Annotated in this window: 19 protein-coding genes; 10 read left to right on the top strand and 9 right to left on the bottom strand. The window is 70.5% G+C overall.

What is annotated here, in order from left to right:
- The first annotated feature begins 39 nt into the window (after positions 1-39).
- Positions 40-1,488: a serine hydrolase domain-containing protein gene (locus tag STRNI_RS21250; protein WP_277411818.1), complete on the top strand. Its 1,449-nt coding sequence runs from the start codon at positions 40-42 to the stop codon at positions 1,486-1,488.
- A gap of 101 nt (positions 1,489-1,589) precedes the next feature.
- Positions 1,590-2,726, top strand: a complete 1,137-nt coding sequence (locus STRNI_RS21245; RefSeq protein WP_381844182.1) for a pyridoxal-phosphate-dependent aminotransferase family protein — start codon at positions 1,590-1,592, stop codon at positions 2,724-2,726.
- Between the two features lie 94 nt (positions 2,727-2,820).
- Here STRNI_RS21245 and STRNI_RS21240 read toward each other — a convergent pair whose 3' ends face one another.
- Entirely contained in the window at positions 2,821-3,234 is a 414-nt protein-coding gene (locus tag STRNI_RS21240; protein WP_277411816.1) for an NmrA family NAD(P)-binding protein, read from the bottom strand.
- On the opposite strand from STRNI_RS21240, the gene STRNI_RS21235 reads away from it, so the two are divergent.
- Positions 3,233-4,072 (top strand): TetR/AcrR family transcriptional regulator, encoded by an 840-nt coding sequence (locus tag STRNI_RS21235; protein WP_277411815.1) that lies wholly within the window; start codon positions 3,233-3,235, stop codon positions 4,070-4,072. The genes STRNI_RS21240 and STRNI_RS21235 overlap by 2 nt on opposite strands.
- Before the next feature lie 31 nt (positions 4,073-4,103).
- Here the strand turns inward: STRNI_RS21235 and STRNI_RS21230 are convergent, their stop codons facing one another.
- Positions 4,104-4,559 carry a GNAT family N-acetyltransferase gene (locus tag STRNI_RS21230; protein WP_274737095.1) on the bottom strand — a complete coding sequence of 152 codons (456 nt, stop codon included), beginning with the start codon at positions 4,557-4,559 and terminating at the stop codon, positions 4,104-4,106.
- A gap of 95 nt (positions 4,560-4,654) precedes the next feature.
- Entirely contained in the window at positions 4,655-5,182 is a 528-nt protein-coding gene (locus STRNI_RS21225; protein ID WP_018092138.1) for a MarR family winged helix-turn-helix transcriptional regulator, read from the bottom strand.
- Between the two features lie 132 nt (positions 5,183-5,314).
- Here STRNI_RS21225 and STRNI_RS21220 point away from each other — a divergent pair, with 132 nt between their 5' ends.
- Positions 5,315-6,553, top strand: a complete 1,239-nt coding sequence (locus STRNI_RS21220) for an MFS transporter (protein ID WP_277411814.1) — start codon at positions 5,315-5,317, stop codon at positions 6,551-6,553.
- 88 nt (positions 6,554-6,641) lie between these two features.
- Positions 6,642-7,085, top strand: coding sequence for a GlcG/HbpS family heme-binding protein (locus STRNI_RS21215; RefSeq protein WP_159487350.1), 444 nt, complete (start codon positions 6,642-6,644; stop codon positions 7,083-7,085).
- Between the two features lie 18 nt (positions 7,086-7,103).
- Here the strand turns inward: STRNI_RS21215 and STRNI_RS21210 are convergent, their stop codons facing one another.
- Positions 7,104-7,661, bottom strand: a complete 558-nt coding sequence (locus STRNI_RS21210; RefSeq protein WP_277411813.1) for a DUF2269 domain-containing protein — start codon at positions 7,659-7,661, stop codon at positions 7,104-7,106.
- 201 nt (positions 7,662-7,862) lie between these two features.
- On the opposite strand from STRNI_RS21210, the gene STRNI_RS21205 reads away from it, so the two are divergent.
- The 3 genes from STRNI_RS21205 to STRNI_RS21195 all read left to right on the top strand — a co-directional run bounded on the left by STRNI_RS21205 (position 7,863) and on the right by STRNI_RS21195 (position 11,766).
- Positions 7,863-8,498 carry an HAD family hydrolase gene (locus STRNI_RS21205; RefSeq protein WP_018092142.1) on the top strand — a complete coding sequence of 212 codons (636 nt, stop codon included), beginning with the start codon at positions 7,863-7,865 and terminating at the stop codon, positions 8,496-8,498.
- Between the two features lie 450 nt (positions 8,499-8,948).
- Complete coding sequence (locus STRNI_RS21200) at positions 8,949-10,781, top strand: globin domain-containing protein (RefSeq protein WP_277411812.1); 1,833 nt, start codon at positions 8,949-8,951, stop codon at positions 10,779-10,781.
- A 49-nt stretch (positions 10,782-10,830) separates the two neighbouring features.
- On the top strand, positions 10,831-11,766 hold the full coding sequence (locus STRNI_RS21195) for a pyridoxamine 5'-phosphate oxidase family protein (protein ID WP_277411811.1): 936 nt from the start codon (positions 10,831-10,833) through the stop codon (positions 11,764-11,766).
- Positions 11,767-11,810: 44 nt separating this feature from the next.
- Here STRNI_RS21195 and STRNI_RS21190 read toward each other — a convergent pair whose 3' ends face one another.
- The 5 genes from STRNI_RS21190 to STRNI_RS21170 form a co-directional block, all read right to left on the bottom strand.
- On the bottom strand, positions 11,811-12,290 hold the full coding sequence (locus tag STRNI_RS21190; protein WP_018092145.1) for an NUDIX domain-containing protein: 480 nt from the start codon (positions 12,288-12,290) through the stop codon (positions 11,811-11,813).
- Positions 12,291-12,338: 48 nt separating this feature from the next.
- Entirely contained in the window at positions 12,339-13,235 is an 897-nt protein-coding gene (locus STRNI_RS21185; protein ID WP_266438659.1) for a LysR family transcriptional regulator, read from the bottom strand.
- A 309-nt stretch (positions 13,236-13,544) separates the two neighbouring features.
- On the bottom strand, positions 13,545-14,672 hold the full coding sequence (locus STRNI_RS21180; protein ID WP_274737101.1) for a cystathionine gamma-lyase: 1,128 nt from the start codon (positions 14,670-14,672) through the stop codon (positions 13,545-13,547).
- Positions 14,669-15,253, bottom strand: a complete 585-nt coding sequence (locus STRNI_RS21175) for a low molecular weight protein-tyrosine-phosphatase (protein WP_381844180.1) — start codon at positions 15,251-15,253, stop codon at positions 14,669-14,671. Before STRNI_RS21175 ends, STRNI_RS21180 begins: the two co-directional genes overlap by 4 nt.
- Before the next feature lie 60 nt (positions 15,254-15,313).
- Entirely contained in the window at positions 15,314-15,691 is a 378-nt protein-coding gene (locus STRNI_RS21170; protein WP_018092149.1) for a phage holin family protein, read from the bottom strand.
- 48 nt (positions 15,692-15,739) lie between these two features.
- Here STRNI_RS21170 and STRNI_RS21165 point away from each other — a divergent pair, with 48 nt between their 5' ends.
- Together STRNI_RS21165 and STRNI_RS21160 are read left to right on the top strand one after the other, a co-directional pair.
- Positions 15,740-16,057, top strand: coding sequence for a cupin domain-containing protein (locus STRNI_RS21165; RefSeq protein ID WP_018092150.1), 318 nt, complete (start codon positions 15,740-15,742; stop codon positions 16,055-16,057).
- A gap of 225 nt (positions 16,058-16,282) precedes the next feature.
- Positions 16,283-16,507, top strand: a complete 225-nt coding sequence (locus STRNI_RS21160) for a DUF5326 family protein (RefSeq protein WP_018092151.1) — start codon at positions 16,283-16,285, stop codon at positions 16,505-16,507.
- Positions 16,508-16,599: the final 92 nt, after the last annotated feature.

Below are 16,599 nucleotides of genomic sequence, written 5' to 3'. Positions count from 1 at the left end.
TGGGGCCCGGCCGAGTCGGATCCGCTGTTGAGGAGCGCCATGACCATCGCACAGTCCACGGAGTTTCCCCGTCCCGAGCCCGTCGGCCATGGACCGGGCGCGGTCGGTACACCCGACGAGTTCGCGGAGCTGCTGCCGCAGACACGGCGGGCGTTGCTGCACCGGCTGGCGGTCGGGCAGGCCGAAGGGCGCGCGCCGTCGATGACGGGTGCGGTCGTCCGCGACGGACGAGCGGTGTGGACCGGGGCCCGGGGCGCGGTGGCGGGGGAGGCACCGCACGGCGATGTGCAGTACCGGATCGGTTCGCTCACCAAGACCTTTGTCGCCGTGCTGGTGCTGCGGCTGCGGGACGAGGGGCTGCTGCGGCTGGAGGACCCCGTCGGCAGGCATCTGGAGGGCACTCCGGTGCCGGACGCGACGATCGCGCAACTGCTCTCCCACAGCTCGGGGTTGGCGGCCGAGCCGCGCGGGCCGTGGTGGGAGCGGACCGCGGGCGCGCTGCGGTCCGAGCCGGCCGACCTCTTCGACGAGCGCCCGCAGCGGCTGCCGGCCGGGCGGCGGCACCATTACTCCAACGTCGGCTACGCACTGCTCGGCGCACTGGTCGAACGGCTGCGGGACGGTGTCCCGTGGGGCGAGGTGCTGCGGAGCGAGGTCCTGGAACCGCTGGGCATGGACCGTACGACGCTACGGCCGGAGAAGCCGTACGCGAGTGGCTGGGCGGTGCACCCGTGGGCCGACGCGCTGCTGCCGGAGCCGGCCGAGGACACCGGCCTGATGGGCCCGGCGGGGCAGTTGTGGTCGACGCTCCAGGACCTGTGCCGGTGGGCGGCGTTCCTGCTGAGGGGCGATGCGCGAGTGCTCGGTGCGGCGAGTCTGGCGGAGATGCGGACACCGGCCGTACCGCCGGAGAGCGGTACCTGGGATGCGGGGTACGGGATGGGAGTGCAGCTCCTGCGGAGGGATGGGCGGCTGCTGGTCGGGCACCAGGGCTCGATGCCCGGGTTCCTGGCGGCGCTGTGGGCCGATACCGAGGAGGACGTGGCCGGTGTCGTCCTCACCAACTGCACCTCGGGCCCGGCGGCCGGGGCTCTCGCCGCCGATCTCACCGGGATCGTCCTCGCACACGAGCCCAGGATCCCCGAGCCCTGGCGTCCGCTGCCCGGGCCGCTGGATCCGGAGCTGCTGGCGCTGACCGGGCCCTGGTACTGGGGCGCGAACCCCCATGCGCTGCGGCTGCGGGCCGAGCGCGGGCTGGAGCTCACCCCGCTGTCCGGGGAGGGGCGCTCCTCGCGGTTCCGGGCTGAGGAGGACGGCACATGGACCGGGCTGGACGGTTACTACGCGGGCGAGACGCTCCGGGTGAGGCGGGACCGGGACGGTGCGGTGAGCCATCTGGATCTCGGCACCTTTGTGTTCACCCGCGGTCCGTACGAGCCGTCGGCGCCGGTGCCCGGCGGGGTGGATCCGGAGGGCTGGCGGGTCTGAGGCCCGTACGGCGGGGGCGCGGCGCGCGGACGTACAGTCGGTCCAGATGTCAGGAGCCGCGCCGAGCCGGCTCGCTACCGCTGGAAGGCCCTGTGACTGCCGTGTCTGACCCGACCGCGAACTCCGCCGCCCCGGACCTGCTCGATCTGCCGCCGCTCACCGCCGCCCGCTTCGCGCGGATCGAGGACAAGGTCGGGGCGCTGATGCGTACCCGTGGCGATGTCGTGGCGATGCAGGGCGAGGCTCTGCTGCCCCTGGAGGCCTGCATCCGCTCGGCCGTGCGGCCCGGCAGCACCGCGCTCAACATCGTCACCGGTCCGTACGGCGAGACCTTCGGCGGCTGGCTGCGCTCCTGCGGGGCCGAGGTGGTCACCCTCGCCGCGCCGTTCACGGGTGCGGTCGCTCCGCAGCAGGTGGCGGAGGCGCTGCGCGAGCGCCCCGAGATCGACTTCGTGAGCCTGGTGCACGCGGAGGCAGCCACCGGCAACACCAACCCCGTGGCCGAGATCGGTGCGGTGGTGCGGGAGCACGGCGCGCTGCTGATGCTGGACGCGGTCGCTTCGGTGGGCGCCGAGCCGCTGCTCACCGACGAGTGGGGCGTGGACCTCTGTGTGATCGGCGGACAGAAGGCGATGGCCGGGCCCGCCGGGGTGTCGGTGGTGTCGGTCAGCGCCCGCGCCTGGGAGCGGATCGCCGCCAATGAGCAGGCTCCGCGGCGCTCGTACCTCTCGCTGCTGGACTGGAAGGAGCGCTGGATCGACGGCGGACGCACCGCGCTTCCGCACGCTCCGGCGCAGCTGGAGATGCTCGCGCTGGAGCAGGCCGCGGACCGTCTGGAGGCCGAGGGGCTGGAGGCGGTCCTCACCCGGCACCGGGCGGCGGCCGCGGCGACCCGGGCCGGTGTGCGGGCGCTGGGCGGGCTCACTCCGTATGTCGTGCGCGAGGAGGACGCGGCGCCGGTCGCCACGACGCTCCGTGCGCCTGAGGGAGTGGACGCCAGGGAGATCGTGACCGCCGCGGTCGCGCTGGACACTGCGGTGCCGGTGCAGGCCGCGGCGGGCGCGCTGGCCAAGGAGATGATCCGGGTGAACCACTATGGCCGCGCCGCCGACCGGGCGGTGGTCACGGCCTCCTTGGCGGCGCTGGCGGGCGGGCTGCGTGCCCAGGGCGTGTCCGTGGACGCCGAGGGTGTAGCCCAGGCGGCGGGCGCGGCGTGGGACGCGGTGGTCGCCGGCTGAGCCGAGCGGGCGCCTGGCTGTAGACGGTTGTCGATGTGGGGTCGTGTTTCACGTGAAACACGACCCCACGTGTATGCCGGGAAGCGGCGTCGTTTCACGTGAAACACCCTTGTACACAGGGGGCGTTGTCCGTGAGTTGGGCGCTGTTGGCGGAGGAGTAGACGAGGTGCCGTACGCCCGCGGAGGCGGCCGCGTCGGCGACATTGCGGCCCGCGGCGACCTCGTCCTGCCAGGAGTGGTCCGGTGGCGCACCCGGGGCTCCGGAGGCAGGCTGGACGCTGAAGACGCCGTAGGCGCCGTCGAGCGCGGGCTTCAGTGCGGCGGGGTCGGCCATGTCGACGGCGCGTACGTCCGCGCCGGCGTCGGCCAGGGCGCGAGCTCCGGGGCTCGTCGGATCGCGGGTGAGTGCCCGCACGGTCCAGCCGTCCGCCAGTAGCCGGCGGGCCACCGCGCCGCCCTGCTGCCCCGTGGATCCGGCCACCGCGACGACTAAGCCATTAACGATCATGCTGGAACCTTCCCATAGAATCGGAATGACCGACCCGGTTAGAATTCCGGCGCGCGGACCCGGCGTCAATCGTTTCTCAGGAGGCCCGGCAGTGACGGACGGTGGTGTGACGCCCTCCCGTGCGGATGCGCGACGTAACAGGGCGCTGGTGCTCCAGGCGGCCCGATTCGCCTTCGAGGAACAGGGGTTGGGGGTACCGCTCGGCGAGATCGCGCGCCGCGCCGGGGTCGGTGCCGGGACCGTCTATCGCCATTTTCCTTCCAAGGAAGCCCTGTTCAGGGCGACGATCGTGGACCGGATCGAGCTGTTCACCGACACCGCAAGGGACTTGGCAGAGGTCCCGGATCCCGGTGCGGTCTTCTTTCGCTTTCTGTCCTCGGTGGTACGGCTCGCGGTACGGAACAAGGCGCTGTGTGACGCACTGGAGGCGGCCGGCGCGGGCCGCTTCGAGCCGTCGCCAGGAGTCGGACAGGACTTCGACGACGCGCTGGAAGTCCTGCTCAGGAGAGCCCAAGAGGCGGGCGCCGTACGGCAGGACGTCGGGATAGCGGATCTCAGGGCGCTGCTGGTCGGCTGTCTTTCGATGGAGCGGGCCGTGCCGGGAAGCGGTTCCGGGGGCGGGGCTCCGGGCCGGATGACGGCGCTGATGTGCGATGCGCTGCGGCCGGAGCGGGCCGTAACGGAACTCGAAATCGAGCCGGTGAAACGTAACGAATCACGGTGTGGGGTGTGCGGTGCGGCGATCGCGGCGGCGCACACGGGCCGACCCGCGCGTTACTGCGGTGGTGCCTGCCGGCAGAAGGCACACCGAGCGCGGGAGCGTACGCGCCAGACGTGATCAGGTCCGGCCGGGTTCCGGCCGGACCTGATCAGTAGAGCGGGAGCTTGAAGCCCAGATGCGAGGCCTCGAACCCGAGGCGCTCGTAGAAGCGGTGCGCGTCGATCCGGGTCGCGTCTGAGGTGAGCTGCACCATCTGGCAGCCGAGCGTGCGGGATTCCGCGACCGCCCACTCGATGAGCTGGGTGCCGAGACCCCCGCCGCGCTCGTCGCGGTGGATCCGTACGCCCTCGATGATCGAGCGGGTGGCGCCGCGCCGGGACAGACCGGGGATGACGGTGAGCTGGAGCGTACCGACCGTCCGCCCCGCGCGGACGGCCACGACCAGGTGCTGCTGCGGGTCGGCGGCCAGCGCTTCGAACGCGGCGCGGTACGGAGCCGGATCGTCCGGTGACTCGCGGCTGGCGCCCAGGGGGTCGTCGGCGAGCATCGCGACGATGGCGGGAAGATCGGATTCGGTCGCGCGGCGTATCTCGATATCGCTCATGGGCGCGACCTTATGCCGTGTGATCGCGGGGGCGGCAGGCAGGCGGCCCCGCCGCCCGTACTGGCGTCCGCCCGTTCCTCATCCGTCCGTCAGCGTCACTGCGGCGGCGCGAGCGTCTCGACGGCGGTGACCAGGGGTGCCAGCTCAGGGCGCTGCGCGGCGTCCTTGAGGGCTTCGCGCAGGGCGCCGTCGTGGGTGGGCCGGGCCTCCACCAGGAGCGCGAGGCCATCGGACGTCACGTTGGTGTAGATGCCGCGCCGGTCGTCGGGGCACAGGTAGCGCGAGAGGAGCCCGCGCTCCTCGAGCCGGGTGACCAGGCGGGTCGTGGCGCTCTGGCTGAGCACGACGGAGTCCGCGACCTGGTGCATCCGCAGATGACCGCCCGGTCCGTCGTGCTGCTCGCTGAGCACATTGAGGACCGAGAACTCCCGGACGCTGAGGTCATGAGCGGTCTGGAGCGCGCGCTCGATGTGTGACTCGATGCGGCTGTGCAGTGCGGACAGGGCGCACCAGCCCTGCGCCAGCCCGGGGGGCTCGGCCGTCGGGCAGCCGGGCTCGGCCGCTGCCGGCTGCGGGACCGCCGTCTTCTGCGTCTCCCGCTTGTCCCGTGTCTGCTGCGTCATCGAAGACCTCCTCATGGGCGCATCAACCAGGATAGGCCACCTCCGAAATATACGGCGCTTGCAATTAACCCGCGTCTGCAATTATTGTGGACGCTCGTAAAGGACGGACGCAATGATGTGAAGGGATCCGTCATGCCTCTCGCACTCCTGGCGCTTGCCATCGGTGCCTTTGGGATCGGAACGACCGAGTTCGCGGTCATGGGCCTGCTGCCCGACATGGCGGCCGGCTTCGGTGTCTCCATCCCCCTCGCCGGATACGCGACCACTCTCTACGCCCTCGGTGTGGTCCTCGGCGCGCCGCTGATGACCGCGCTCGGCACGCGCTTCACCCGCAAGCAGATGCTGATACTGCTGATGGGCCTGTTCATCGTGGGCAATCTGCTCACGGCCCTGGCGCCCAACTTCGGGATCATGCTGGCCGGGCGGATCGTGGCGGCGTTCACGCATGGCGCGTTCTTCGGCATCGGCGCGCTGGTGGCCGCCGACCTCGTCGCGCCCCAGAAGCGCGCCACCGCCCTGTCGCTCATGTTCAGCGGTCTGACCGTCGCCAACGTCGTGGGCGTACCGGCCGGCACCATGCTCAGCCAGCACTTCGACTGGCGCACCACCTTCTACGCCATCACCGCGCTCGGCGTGATCGGCCTGCTGGGGATCGTCAAGCTGGTCCCCGCGCAGCGGGCGAAGGCGGCCTCTCCCATGGGCAGCGAGCTCGCGGTGTTCCGCAACCCGCAGGTCGGCCTCGCCATGCTGATGACGATCCTGGGCTTCGGCGGCGTCTTCGCGGCCGTCACCTACCTCGCCTCGATGATGACCGAGGTCACCGGCTTCGCACCGTCCTCCGTGATCTGGCTGACGGCCATCTTCGGTCTCGGCATGGTCGGCGGAAACCTGGTCTCCGGCCGCTTCACCGACCGCGCCATGATGCCGATGCTGTTCGTGTCGCTGACCGGTCTGGCGCTCTCGCTGGCCGCGTTCACCTTCACCGCGCACGACAAGACCGCCGCCACCGTCACCATCGCGCTGATCGGCATCTTCGGCTTCGCCACCGTGCCGCCGCTGCAGAAGCGGGTGATGGACCAGGCGGCCTCGGCACCCACCCTCGCCTCGGCCGGCAACATCGCGGCCTTCAACTTCGGCAACGCGCTGGCCGCTTGGCTCGGCGGGATCGTCATCTCCGCCGGCCTGGGCTACACCGCTCCCAACTGGGTCGGTGCGCTGATGACCGTCGCGGCGCTCGGGGTGGCGATATTCGCCTCCGTCCTGGAGCGGCGTCAGACGAGCCGTGGCCAGGTGGTGGCCGCCGGCGGACCGAGCGTGGTCGCCGACGGAAGCGTGGTCGCCGACGAGCCCATACCGGCGGTACACGGCTGACGGCCGCGTCCGTACCGCACCCTCCGCATCACCGGCGCTCCGCGCACCACCCGCCCGGCCGGCGTCACCACACCCAAAGGACCACCTCATGAGCACCACCACCGTTACCCCCACCCCCACCGTCCGTCCCCTCACCACCCGCGAGACCGATGCCCTGATCGAGGCCGCCGTGCGTGCCGCCGATGGCCTCGGGGTGCGGGGCAGCGTCACCGTTCTGGATGCGGGCGGCCAGCTGCTCGGCTTCCGGCGGGACGACACGGCCGTGCTGATCTCCGGGGAGACCAGCACCCGCAAGGCGTACACCGCACTGCAGTTGGACGCGCCGACCGCCGACCTCGTCGACCTCGTACGCCCCGACGGGCTCTTCCACACACTGCCCACGGCGCTGGACCGGCCGCTGCTCTTCATCGCGGGCGGTGTGCCGCTCCACCGGGACGGCCGGCTGATCGGCGCGCTCGGCTTCGGCGGCGGCGCCCCCGACCAGGACCACCGGATCGTCACCGCAGCGATAGCCGAGGCCGACCTCGGCTGACGCCGGCCCCGCCCTCCGCTAGCGGACGCCCGCGCCCTTGATGCCGCTCCTTCGTGCCCGGCCGGCGCGGGCCTCGGCCGACTGTGCCTCGCGCAGTCGGCTGCCGCGTGCGGTCGGCCCCCAGGGCTTGAGGACGGAGATCGCGGTGACGAAGAGATAGGTGACCGTGGCGACCGCCGGCGCGACGACGAGGCTGATGTCGGGGGCCGGGGTGCCCGCGGCGGCCTCGGCGGCGAGGCGGTTGATACCGGGCCGGAGTGAGAAGACCGACAGCAGCACGGTGACGAGCGTCAGCCAGAACTTCACGATGACCCAGCGGTGCCGGGCCAGCCCCCAGGCGGTGCCCAGGGACAGCACCAGCCCGCTGACCAGCGAGCCGAAGGCGATGGGGAGGACCAGCCAGTCACCGAAGATCTTCATCGCCCGGTAGGCGACCGTCGTCATCTCGGGGGAGCCGGTGGTGTAGCCGGTGATGCCGAGTGTGAGCAGCCCGAGGGCGAGACCGAGCCAGCTGACGGATACGGCGACATGAACGACGAGGACGGCCCGGCGGGCGGGGCGGCTGAGCTGCTGCATACCGTCACGGTCCCGCCCCACGCCGCGCGGTACATCTGACAGCGGGAGTATCCGCACGTACGCGCCCTTGAGTAGATACCCGAGCCACGGCGCCGAGAGGTGCGCCGCACCTTGTCGGATTTGGGGTCGTAAGAACCCGGTTGCACCTATACCCCCTCCCGCCCGTGCTTCCCGCCGTCGGGCGCCCTAGGCTCCGGGGCCATGAGCAAGCTGCATCTGTTCGACATGGACGGGACCCTGCTCTACGGGTCCGCGGCCGCTATCGAGATCTCCCGGCAGCTCGGGCTGGACCGGGAGATCGGCGAGCTGGAACGCGGATTTGCGGCGGGTGCGCTGACGCCCGTGCAGTTCGCCCAGCGGGCATGCGAGCTGTGGGCCGCCGAGCTGACCGAACTTCAGGTGGCCGCGGCCTTCGACGGTGCGCCCTGGCTGACCGGAATCCGGGAGGTCTGGGCGGATATCCGGGCCCGTGGCGAACGGTGCGCGGTGATTTCCCTGTCCCCGGCCTTCTTTGTGGAACGGCTGCTCACCTGGGGCGCCGATGCGGCGCACGGTTCCCGCTGGCCGGCGGTGCCGATCCGGCAGGCGGTGGATCCGGCCGGCATCCTCACCTCGGCGGCGAAGGTGCGTATCGCGGATGAACTCTGTGTGCGGTACGGGCTGACCCGGGCCGACTGCGTGGCGTACGGCGACTCCCTGTCGGACACCGAACTGTTCGCGGTGGTTCCGCAGTCGGTGGCAGTGAATGCGGATCACCATGTCAGTGACCTGGCCTCATATGCGTATGCGGGAGGTGATCTGCGCGAGGCATACGAGCTGGTGCGTACTGGCCGGTAATTCCGAACTTTCCGCGGAGGATTCGTCCGCTGTGTGCGCTGAAATTGCACTCTGTGGGGAGGATCACTGTTATCGGAAGGGCCGCACGGAGTGTTCCAAGATCAGGACTTGTGGTTTCAACTACTGCCGGTATGGTCGAGTCCGGCTTGGCGGAGTGAGGGCTTCCGGGGCTGCGCGAAGGGCAGGTAAAGCTCGTCAGCCTAGCGGCGAAGCGGCCCGTGACACCCGGACTTCCGACTATTTGTCCATCGTGATGAGGAGGAGTGGCATGCTGCTGACACGGCATCTGTTCCATCTTGTCGCAGGGAAGTGAGATTTGTCCGCTTTGGAGGAAGTTGCCGGAATCTCTTGAGTCGATGAAGAATTCCGGGGCAGGGCGGGGGAATTCCGGGCAGTTCCGATCCACGGAAGTGCGAAGACGACCGAAAGACGTTCGAGGCGAGGCAGACCATGGACGCTCCGACCACTACGTCGGCCGATAACGGCTCTTCCGGCGGGAGCAGTGGCGATTGGGGTTGGTTCACTCCGCCGGCGAAGAAGTCCTCCGCAGAACAACAGGAGCGGCAAAACAGCCAGGAGCGGCAACAAGGCCAGGACGGCCGGGCCGAACCGGACGACCGGAGTGCACACTCCGATCGCGGTGACCACAGAGATCACCCCGAGTGGAACGAGAGAGACGAGCGGAACGACCGGGAACGCATACCCAGTCGGCCGGTCAATCCGATCCGGCCGGTAGGCACCGCCGCCGAGCGTGAGCGAGAGACGGAGCCGTCGCAGGTTCCGCAGTCTCGGCACGAGGCGGGCGGAGCGCCCACCGCCCCCGTTTACACCGAGCAGACCGCGGCCCCCTCCGGGTACGCCGCCCCGGCATACGCATCGCCGCGCCGCGAGGCCGAGCCCTCCTGGGACCGTCAGCCGGTCCGGGACGGTCAGCCGCCCTGGGAGCGCGAGTCCGTCCGCGGCCGGGAGCCCGAGCCCGTACACGAATCGGCGCGCGCCGCGGGAAGTGCCGCCCCGGCACCGCCCGCCCAGAGCGCGGCCCCCGCGCCCTCTGCCTTCACCCCCAAGGCCCGTCCCGCCGCTCCCGCGCCGGAGCCCTCCCTCGACGCTCTGACCGCTTCGGTCTCTTCCGCGACCCCCGCCTCTCCCGACGCGATTCTCATCCGTCGCACCATGGCGGAGATCGAGCCCGTGGCCGACAAGGTCACCTCGTACTTCTACGCGCTGCTCTTCGTCCAGTACCCCGACCTGCGGGCGCTGTTCCCCGCCTCGATGGACACCCAGCGCGACCGGCTCTTCAAGGCGCTGCTCACCGCGGCCCAGCATGTCGACGACGCCGATGTGCTCACCGCGTATCTCGCGAATCTCGGCCGCGGGCACCGCAAATACGGCACCCAGCCCGACCACTACCCGGCGGTCGGCGAATGCCTGCTCAGCGCGCTCGCGCGTTATGCGACGTCCAGTTGGGGGCCGGAGACCCAGGCCGCCTGGGTACGCGCCTACACGGCGATCTCGCAGATCATGATCGACGCGGCCGCCGAGGACGAGGCCGTGGCTCCCGCCTGGTGGCAGGCCGAGGTCGTCTCGCACGAGCTGCGTACACCCGATATCGCGGTGGTCACGGTCCGCCCCGACCAGCCCTACCCGTTCCTCGCCGGGCAGTACACCAGCGTGGAAACCCCCTGGTGGCCGCGTATTTGGCGGCACTACTCCTTCGCCTCGGCGCCCCGCTCCGACGGTCTGCTCTCGTTCCATGTCAAGGCGGTCCCGGCCGGCTGGGTCTCCAACGCCATGGTCCATCGCGCCCGTCCCGGCGATGTCATCCGGCTCGGTGCCCCCGGCGGCTCGATGACCGTCGACCACACGACGCGCAGCGGTCTGCTGTGCGTCGGCGGCGGCACCGGTATCGCGCCCATCAAGGCGCTGGTCGAGGATGTCGCGGAACACGGTGTCCGGCGTCCCGTCGAGGTCTTCTACGGCGCCCGCAGCGACCATGATCTCTACGACCTCGACACCATGCTGCGGCTGGAACAGACCCACCCCTGGCTGTCCGTCCGCCCGGTCGTCGCCACCGGACCGGCGGCGCGTGGCGGGACGAGCAGCGAAACCGGACAACTTCCGGACGCAGTACGGCAATACGGGCCGTTCCGGGAATACGACGCCTACCTTTCCGGGCCGCCAGGGTTGATCCGCAGCGGTGTGGACGCTTTGGTGGGAGTCGGCATCCCGACCGACCGCATACGGCACGACTCCATAGAAGAGCTGGTCTCGGCAGGAGATTGACGTCTTGGCAGCACAGGGCGAATTCGGTCCGACAGGGGAGGGGTGGGGTATGCCGCGGCAGGAACGCCCCGGGAGCGACGGCGAGCACTTGGTGCAGCAGAGACTCGGTACGACCGAGCGCGCCGACCGCTTCTACGGGGATCAGGTCCTGGACCATCTCAACGTCCGTATGCAGGAGTTCGTGGCCCGGCAGGAGATGTTCTTCCTGGCCACGGCCGACCGGCACGGCGAATGCGACTCGACGTTCCGGGCCGGCCCGCCGGGGTTCGTCCGGGTGCTCGACGACCGGACGCTGGCCTATCCGGAATACCGTGGCAACGGTGTCATGGCGTCCATCGGCAATATCTCGGAGAACCCGCGCCTGGGCATCCTCATGATCGACTTCACCCGGGACCGCATCGGGCTGCACATCAACGGCCGCGCGCGGGTCGTCCTGGACGAGGAGATGCGGGCGCAGCACGCCGGTCTGCCGGTCGACCCGGTCCCTGGGCGGCGGGCCCAGCTGTGGGTCACGGTCGAGGTCGAAGAGGCGTACATCCACTGCGCCAAGCACATTCCGCATCTGCAGAAGGTCCCGGCACAGCAGCGCGGGGCGCGGGCATGGGGCACCGACGACAGCAAGCGCAAGGGCGGCGACTTCTTCGGCGCGGCGGCCGAGTCGAGTGAGCGGCCGCCGTTCCGGCGCGCGGAGCGCGGGAACGAGCACCTTCGGGGCGGACTCCACGAGGACACGGGCGAGGCGGCCTATCAGGGCGCGGCCCCGGTGTACGGCGGCGGTCCCGCGCAGGTCGGCGTGCACCGTGCCGCACGGGCCGAGCCCGCGTACGGCGCCGGGCCCGGTGGCTCCGGCCGGGGGGATTTCGTCGAGGAGCTGAACGCGGAATTTCTCGACCGGGTGGAGCGGGTGCTCGCCCGCGCCCAGCCCCGTCGCCCGTCCGAGGACGAGGCCGGATTCCGTGGATGGTTCGACCGGCGCGACGGCTGACACGGCGCTGCCGCGGCGGCCGGCGCGGTGGCTCGGCGGTCCGCTCAGCCCAGGTCGGGTGCGTGCATGGCCCGCACGCCCTCGATGTTGCCGTCCAGGTAGTGGCGCAGCGACAGCGGTACGACCTCGACGGAGGCGATGCCGACGCGGGTGAAGGGCACCCGCACGATGTCGTAGTCCCCGCAGGGCTCCTCGACCTCGGGGCCGTGCCGGCGTGTGAGGTCCATCGAGTCGAGCCGGCAGACGAAGAAGTGCTGGACCTTCACGCCGTCCACCCCGCCGTCGCTGAAGTGCTCGACGGTGTCCACGAAGACCGGCACCACGTCCTTGATCTTGGCCCCCAGCTCTTCGTCCAGCTCACGGTGGAGGGCGTCGATGACGGTGGCGTCCTCGGGCTCGACGCCGCCGCCGGGAGTGATCCAGTACGGGGCCCGGCCCGGCTTGGTGCGCTTGATCAGAACGAGGTCCGCACCATCGAGCAGAATCGCGCGGGCGGTGCGTTTGACGACTGGCCGTTCGTTCATAGGGGACAGATGCCGCAGTCACGGCCTGGTGAAACCCTCGCCCCTCGGTCACCAGTCGACAGCGGTCCGCAGCAGCCCTTCATGCGCCCGTGCGATGTGCGGCAGGCCGAGCGTCCCGGTCCGTACGGCCAGGAAGTAGGTCCGCAACGGGGGCACCGGCGGGTCGAGCAGGGTGAGGACGTCGCCGTCGGCCAGCGCGTCGGCGCACAGATAACGGGGCAGTACGGCGAGCCCCGCGCCGGCCGCGACACAGGACAGCACCGCCCGCAGATCGCCGGCGATCACGGCGGCGGAGCCCGTGGGCTTGGCGTCGAAGACCGCGGACCAGTAGCGGGTGATCAGCGGCAGACTTTCGTGGACCTCGACGATCGGTACGGGGTCCAGCAGGCGGACGCCACCGGCCTGCAGCGCCTCGGGGCCGCCCAGACCGGCCGCCCAGTGCGGCGCGGCGATCAGTACATGCTCCTCGTCGCACAGCGGTGTGGCGGTGAGCAGTCCGCCGCGCGGTCGGGTCGTGGTGACGGCCAGATCGTGGTGGCCGGCCGCCAGACCGGTCAGCATCTCCTCCGCGGGCCCGAAGGCGGTGCGGATGGACAGGCCCTGGGCTATCAGCGGGGTCAGCGCCGGGAGCGCGCGCTCGGTGAGGAACTCCGGGGGGCCGGCGAGATGGAGGGTGCGGGTGACGGAGTCCCGGTCCAGGCCTGCCTCGGTGATCTCGGTGAGCGCGTCCAGATGCGGCGCCACTTTGTGAGCCAGTTCGTCGCCGATGGTGGTGGCGGTGACCCCACGGGCGTTCCGGAGGAAGAGCGGGCGGCCCAACTGGCGTTCCAGCGACCGGATCTGGCTGGTCACCGCGGGCTGGGAGAGGCCGAGTAACGCCGCGGCGCGGGTGAAGGAGCCGGCCCGGTGCACCGTGACAAAGGTGCGCAGCAGAGCCAGATCCATCGCATACCTCCTGCGCCCCTCGGAAGCCTGGTCGCGGGCCAACTATAAATTTGTCGATAGGGATGTGTCGCTAGCGTGATTGGACACTGACGCTCGGTCAACTAGCCTTGTTCGAGCGGTTGGTTTCACGTGGAACATCTGGTTTCACGTGAAACGCGTGGACTCGGGGCCATGGGAACCGCAGGCCGGCAGGGTGACGAGGGGGGATACCCTGCCGGCCTTCCTTATGACTTCAGGTGTACCGGACCTGGCGGCGCGCCCCGCTTGTTCGACTCATCCCGATGGTGCGGTTGATCCTGGTTGTCCCGGTCAGTTCTGTGCGGCCACGTTCAGTGCCCGGAGGACATCCGCGATCAGATCCTCCGGCTCCTCGACGCCGACCGAGAAGCGGATGAAGCCCTCCGGCACCGCGTCTCCGCCCCAACGGGCCCGCCGCTCCGCGCTGGACCGTACGCCCCCGAAGCTCGTCGCATCGTCGACCAAGGTCAGCGCGGCCAGGAACCGCTCGGCGAAGGACTTGTCGGGCAGCACGAAGGACACCACGGAGCCGAAGCGCCCCGGGCGCATCTGCCGGGCGGCGAGCTCGTGGGACGGGTCGGACGGCAGTCCGGGGTGGCGCAGGCCGGTGACCTCCGGGCGGTCCGCCAGCGCCGCGGCCAGCGCCAGCGCACCGGCCGACTGCTGGCGGACACGCAGCGCGAGGGTGGCGAGGGAGCGATGCGCGAGCCAGCTCTCCATGGGGCCCGGGATCGCGCCCACGGTCTTGCGCCACAGCCGTACGGAATCGGCGAGCGCGGCATCGCGGGTGCTGGCATAGCCCAGCAGGACGTCGCCGTGGCCGGTGAGCGCCTTGGTGCCGCTGGCCACCGAGAAGTCCGCGCCGAGGTCGAGCGGGCGCTGGCCGAGCGGGGTGGCGAGGGTGTTGTCGACGGCGACCAGGGCGCCCCGGCGGTGCGCCGCGTCGGCCAGCCGCCGGATGTCGCAGACATCGAGGCCGGGGTTGGAAGGCGTCTCGATCCACAGCAGCCGGGCGCCGTCCAGCGCATCGAGCTGTGCGTCGTGTGCCGTCGGCGCCGTACGGACCTCGATGCCGTAGCTCTCCAGACGCGTGCGGACGGCCGGCAGCAGCTGATAGCCGTCGCTGGGGAGCACCACAGCGTCGCCGGAGCGCAGCTGGGAGAAGAGGACCGCGGTGATCGCCGCCATCCCGGAAGCGAAGGCCACGGTATGGGCGCTCTCGTCCGGCGATTCGAGCTCGCCGATGGCCTGCTCCAGACGGGTCCACGTCGGATTGGCGTCGCGGCCGTAGGTGTAGGGGCCGACGGCATCGCCGGGGAGGTGGTAGTGGGCCGCGAACACCGGCCCGGGGAGGGTCGGCTCATAGGCCTCGGGCTCCGGGAGCCCGGCTCGTACGGCGCGGGTGCCGTCGCCGGTCATGCGCTCTCCTTCTGCTGCGGCTGATGCGGTTCCCGGGCAGCGCGCCGGTTGTCGTGCTCGGGGGCGCGGGCCGTGACGGCGGTACGGGCCGGGAGCGCGGCGCGGACCGCGGTCAGCAGGCCTTCGCTCGCCGTCTCGACCATCTCCAGGCACTCCTCGAAGCCCTCGAAGCCGCCGTAGTACGGATCGGGTACGTCGAGATCGCCGGAGAGAGCCGGGTCGGAGGCAGGGGCGGACACCGGGCCCGAGCCCCTGTCCGCCGTCGCGCCCGTCGCCGGGCCCGGCCCGTACGCACGCAGCAGGCGGACCTTGGCGGCGTCCCCTGCGGTGGGGGCCAGGCGCCGCAGCTCGCGCAGATGGCCGGAGTCGAGCGCGATGACCAGGTCGAGGCGGTCGAACCAGGAGGCATGGAACTGGCGGGCGGTGTGAGCGTGTTCATAGCCGCCCGCGCGCAGTACGGCGACCGTGCGCGGGTCGGCTCCATCGCCCTCGTGCCAGCCGCCGGTCCCCGCGCTGTCGACCTCGACCAGGCCGTCGAGCCCGGCCTCCGCGAGGTGGGCGCGGAAGACGGCCTCCGCCATCGGCGACCGGCAGATATTGCCGGTGCAGACGAAGCAGATGCGGAAGGGAGCGGTCAAGGCTCAGTCCTCGTCGGGAAGGACCACATGCATCGCCCAGGCGACGATGGAGATGATCACGCCGCCGAGCAGTGCCGTCCAGAAGCCGCCCACATGGAAGGCGAGATCGGCCTTGCCGGCGAGCCAGGAGGTCAGCAGCAGCATCAGCGCGTTCACGACCAGCGTGATCAGGCCGAGCGTGAGGATGAACAGGGGGAACGAGAGCAGCTTCACCACGGGCTTGACCAGGAAATTGACCAGCCCGAAGATCAGCGCGACGAGGATGAGTGTCAGTATTTGGCGGCCGGTGTTCTCACCGGTGAGCGTGATGTCCTTGAGCAGCCAGATGGCCACGGCAAGCGCCGCGGCATTGGCGATCGTCTTGACCAGAAAATGCTTCATGGTGAGATCGTCGCAGACGAGTCTGAATCATCGAGGGGTGCGATCGGCATGAAGGCTTTCAGACTGGAAGAGCTGGAAGCGGAGCGGGCCGCGAACGACGGTGCGTATCTGCAGTTCCTACGGGAACGCAATATGTCGGTCGGGCTCTATGCGCTGGATGCCGGCAGCATCGATCCACAGCAGCCGCATGCCCAGGACGAGGTGTATCTCGTGGTCAGCGGCCGGGCGGCGATCACCGTCGGGCAGGAGACACAGTCGGTGGCACGGGGCAGCGTGGTCTATGTGCCGGCCGGGGTGCCCCACAAGTTCCACCACATCAGCGAGGACCTCCGGGTGATGGTGGTCTTCTCTCCTCCTGAGAGCTAAGGGCCGGGCCCCGGGACCCGTAGGGGACGGGTCAGGGGAGGACCGGGGCTGAGGAGCCCCCACGGTCGTGATCCGCGTCCTAGCATCGTTGGTGAAGGGAAACCTGAGGCGTGAGGCGGCAGACACGCAGCACGCGGACGGTGCCATCAGCGCGATCACAGCGCGGCAGACGGATAGCGCGGTACGGACAACGGCAGCGCGACAGACAGAAAGCAGGGGAGAGCAGTGGCCGGTAAGGGGATATTCGCAGGGCTTCCGTGGTGGGTCACCTGGGTCGTGGTGCCCGTCATCCTGATCGTCGTCTTCGGCGGACTGATCGCCACCGCGCTCGGCTTCCTGATCGGCGTGCTGTTCAAGGTCCTCATCGCGGCGGCCCTGATCGCCGGAGTCATCTACCTCGTCCGCAGGGCCAGCGGCTCGTCCTCTTCCTCGTCGAAGAGCGACTGGTAAGCCACAGCCGCCGCGACCGACCGCCGGTGCCCGACCACCGGCGGTCGCCGCAGCAGTGATCCCGCTCGGCGACGTTCGCCGAACAGCTCACG

Origin of the sequence: Streptomyces nigrescens (assembly GCF_027626975.1) — a bacterium.
Taxonomy (GTDB): Bacteria; Actinomycetota; Actinomycetes; order Streptomycetales; family Streptomycetaceae; genus Streptomyces; species Streptomyces nigrescens.
This window is presented reverse-complemented; position numbering and strand designations above follow the sequence as displayed.

What these genes read in the sequence shown, in the direction of transcription:
- STRNI_RS21250 (WP_277411818.1), top strand. Translation starts at nt 40, where the DNA reads ATGACCATCGCACAGTCCACGGAGTTTCCCCGTCCCGAGCCCGTCGGC.
- STRNI_RS21235 (WP_277411815.1), top strand. Translation starts at nt 3,233, where the DNA reads ATGCTGGAACCTTCCCATAGAATCGGAATGACCGACCCGGTTAGAATT.
- STRNI_RS21240 (WP_277411816.1), bottom strand. Translation starts at nt 3,234, where the DNA reads ATGATCGTTAATGGCTTAGTCGTCGCGGTGGCCGGATCCACGGGGCAG.
- STRNI_RS21230 (WP_274737095.1), bottom strand. Translation starts at nt 4,559, where the DNA reads ATGAGCGATATCGAGATACGCCGCGCGACCGAATCCGATCTTCCCGCC.
- STRNI_RS21225 (WP_018092138.1), bottom strand. Translation starts at nt 5,182, where the DNA reads ATGACGCAGCAGACACGGGACAAGCGGGAGACGCAGAAGACGGCGGTC.
- STRNI_RS21220 (WP_277411814.1), top strand. Translation starts at nt 5,315, where the DNA reads ATGCCTCTCGCACTCCTGGCGCTTGCCATCGGTGCCTTTGGGATCGGA.
- STRNI_RS21215 (WP_159487350.1), top strand. Translation starts at nt 6,642, where the DNA reads ATGAGCACCACCACCGTTACCCCCACCCCCACCGTCCGTCCCCTCACC.
- STRNI_RS21210 (WP_277411813.1), bottom strand. Translation starts at nt 7,661, where the DNA reads ATGCAGCAGCTCAGCCGCCCCGCCCGCCGGGCCGTCCTCGTCGTTCAT.
- STRNI_RS21205 (WP_018092142.1), top strand. Translation starts at nt 7,863, where the DNA reads ATGAGCAAGCTGCATCTGTTCGACATGGACGGGACCCTGCTCTACGGG.
- STRNI_RS21200 (WP_277411812.1), top strand. Translation starts at nt 8,949, where the DNA reads ATGGACGCTCCGACCACTACGTCGGCCGATAACGGCTCTTCCGGCGGG.
- STRNI_RS21195 (WP_277411811.1), top strand. Translation starts at nt 10,831, where the DNA reads ATGCCGCGGCAGGAACGCCCCGGGAGCGACGGCGAGCACTTGGTGCAG.
- STRNI_RS21190 (WP_018092145.1), bottom strand. Translation starts at nt 12,290, where the DNA reads ATGAACGAACGGCCAGTCGTCAAACGCACCGCCCGCGCGATTCTGCTC.
- STRNI_RS21185 (WP_266438659.1), bottom strand. Translation starts at nt 13,235, where the DNA reads ATGGATCTGGCTCTGCTGCGCACCTTTGTCACGGTGCACCGGGCCGGC.
- STRNI_RS21180 (WP_274737101.1), bottom strand. Translation starts at nt 14,672, where the DNA reads ATGACCGGCGACGGCACCCGCGCCGTACGAGCCGGGCTCCCGGAGCCC.
- STRNI_RS21175 (WP_381844180.1), bottom strand. Translation starts at nt 15,253, where the DNA reads ATGGCGGAGGCCGTCTTCCGCGCCCACCTCGCGGAGGCCGGGCTCGAC.
- STRNI_RS21170 (WP_018092149.1), bottom strand. Translation starts at nt 15,691, where the DNA reads ATGAAGCATTTTCTGGTCAAGACGATCGCCAATGCCGCGGCGCTTGCC.
- STRNI_RS21165 (WP_018092150.1), top strand. Translation starts at nt 15,740, where the DNA reads ATGAAGGCTTTCAGACTGGAAGAGCTGGAAGCGGAGCGGGCCGCGAAC.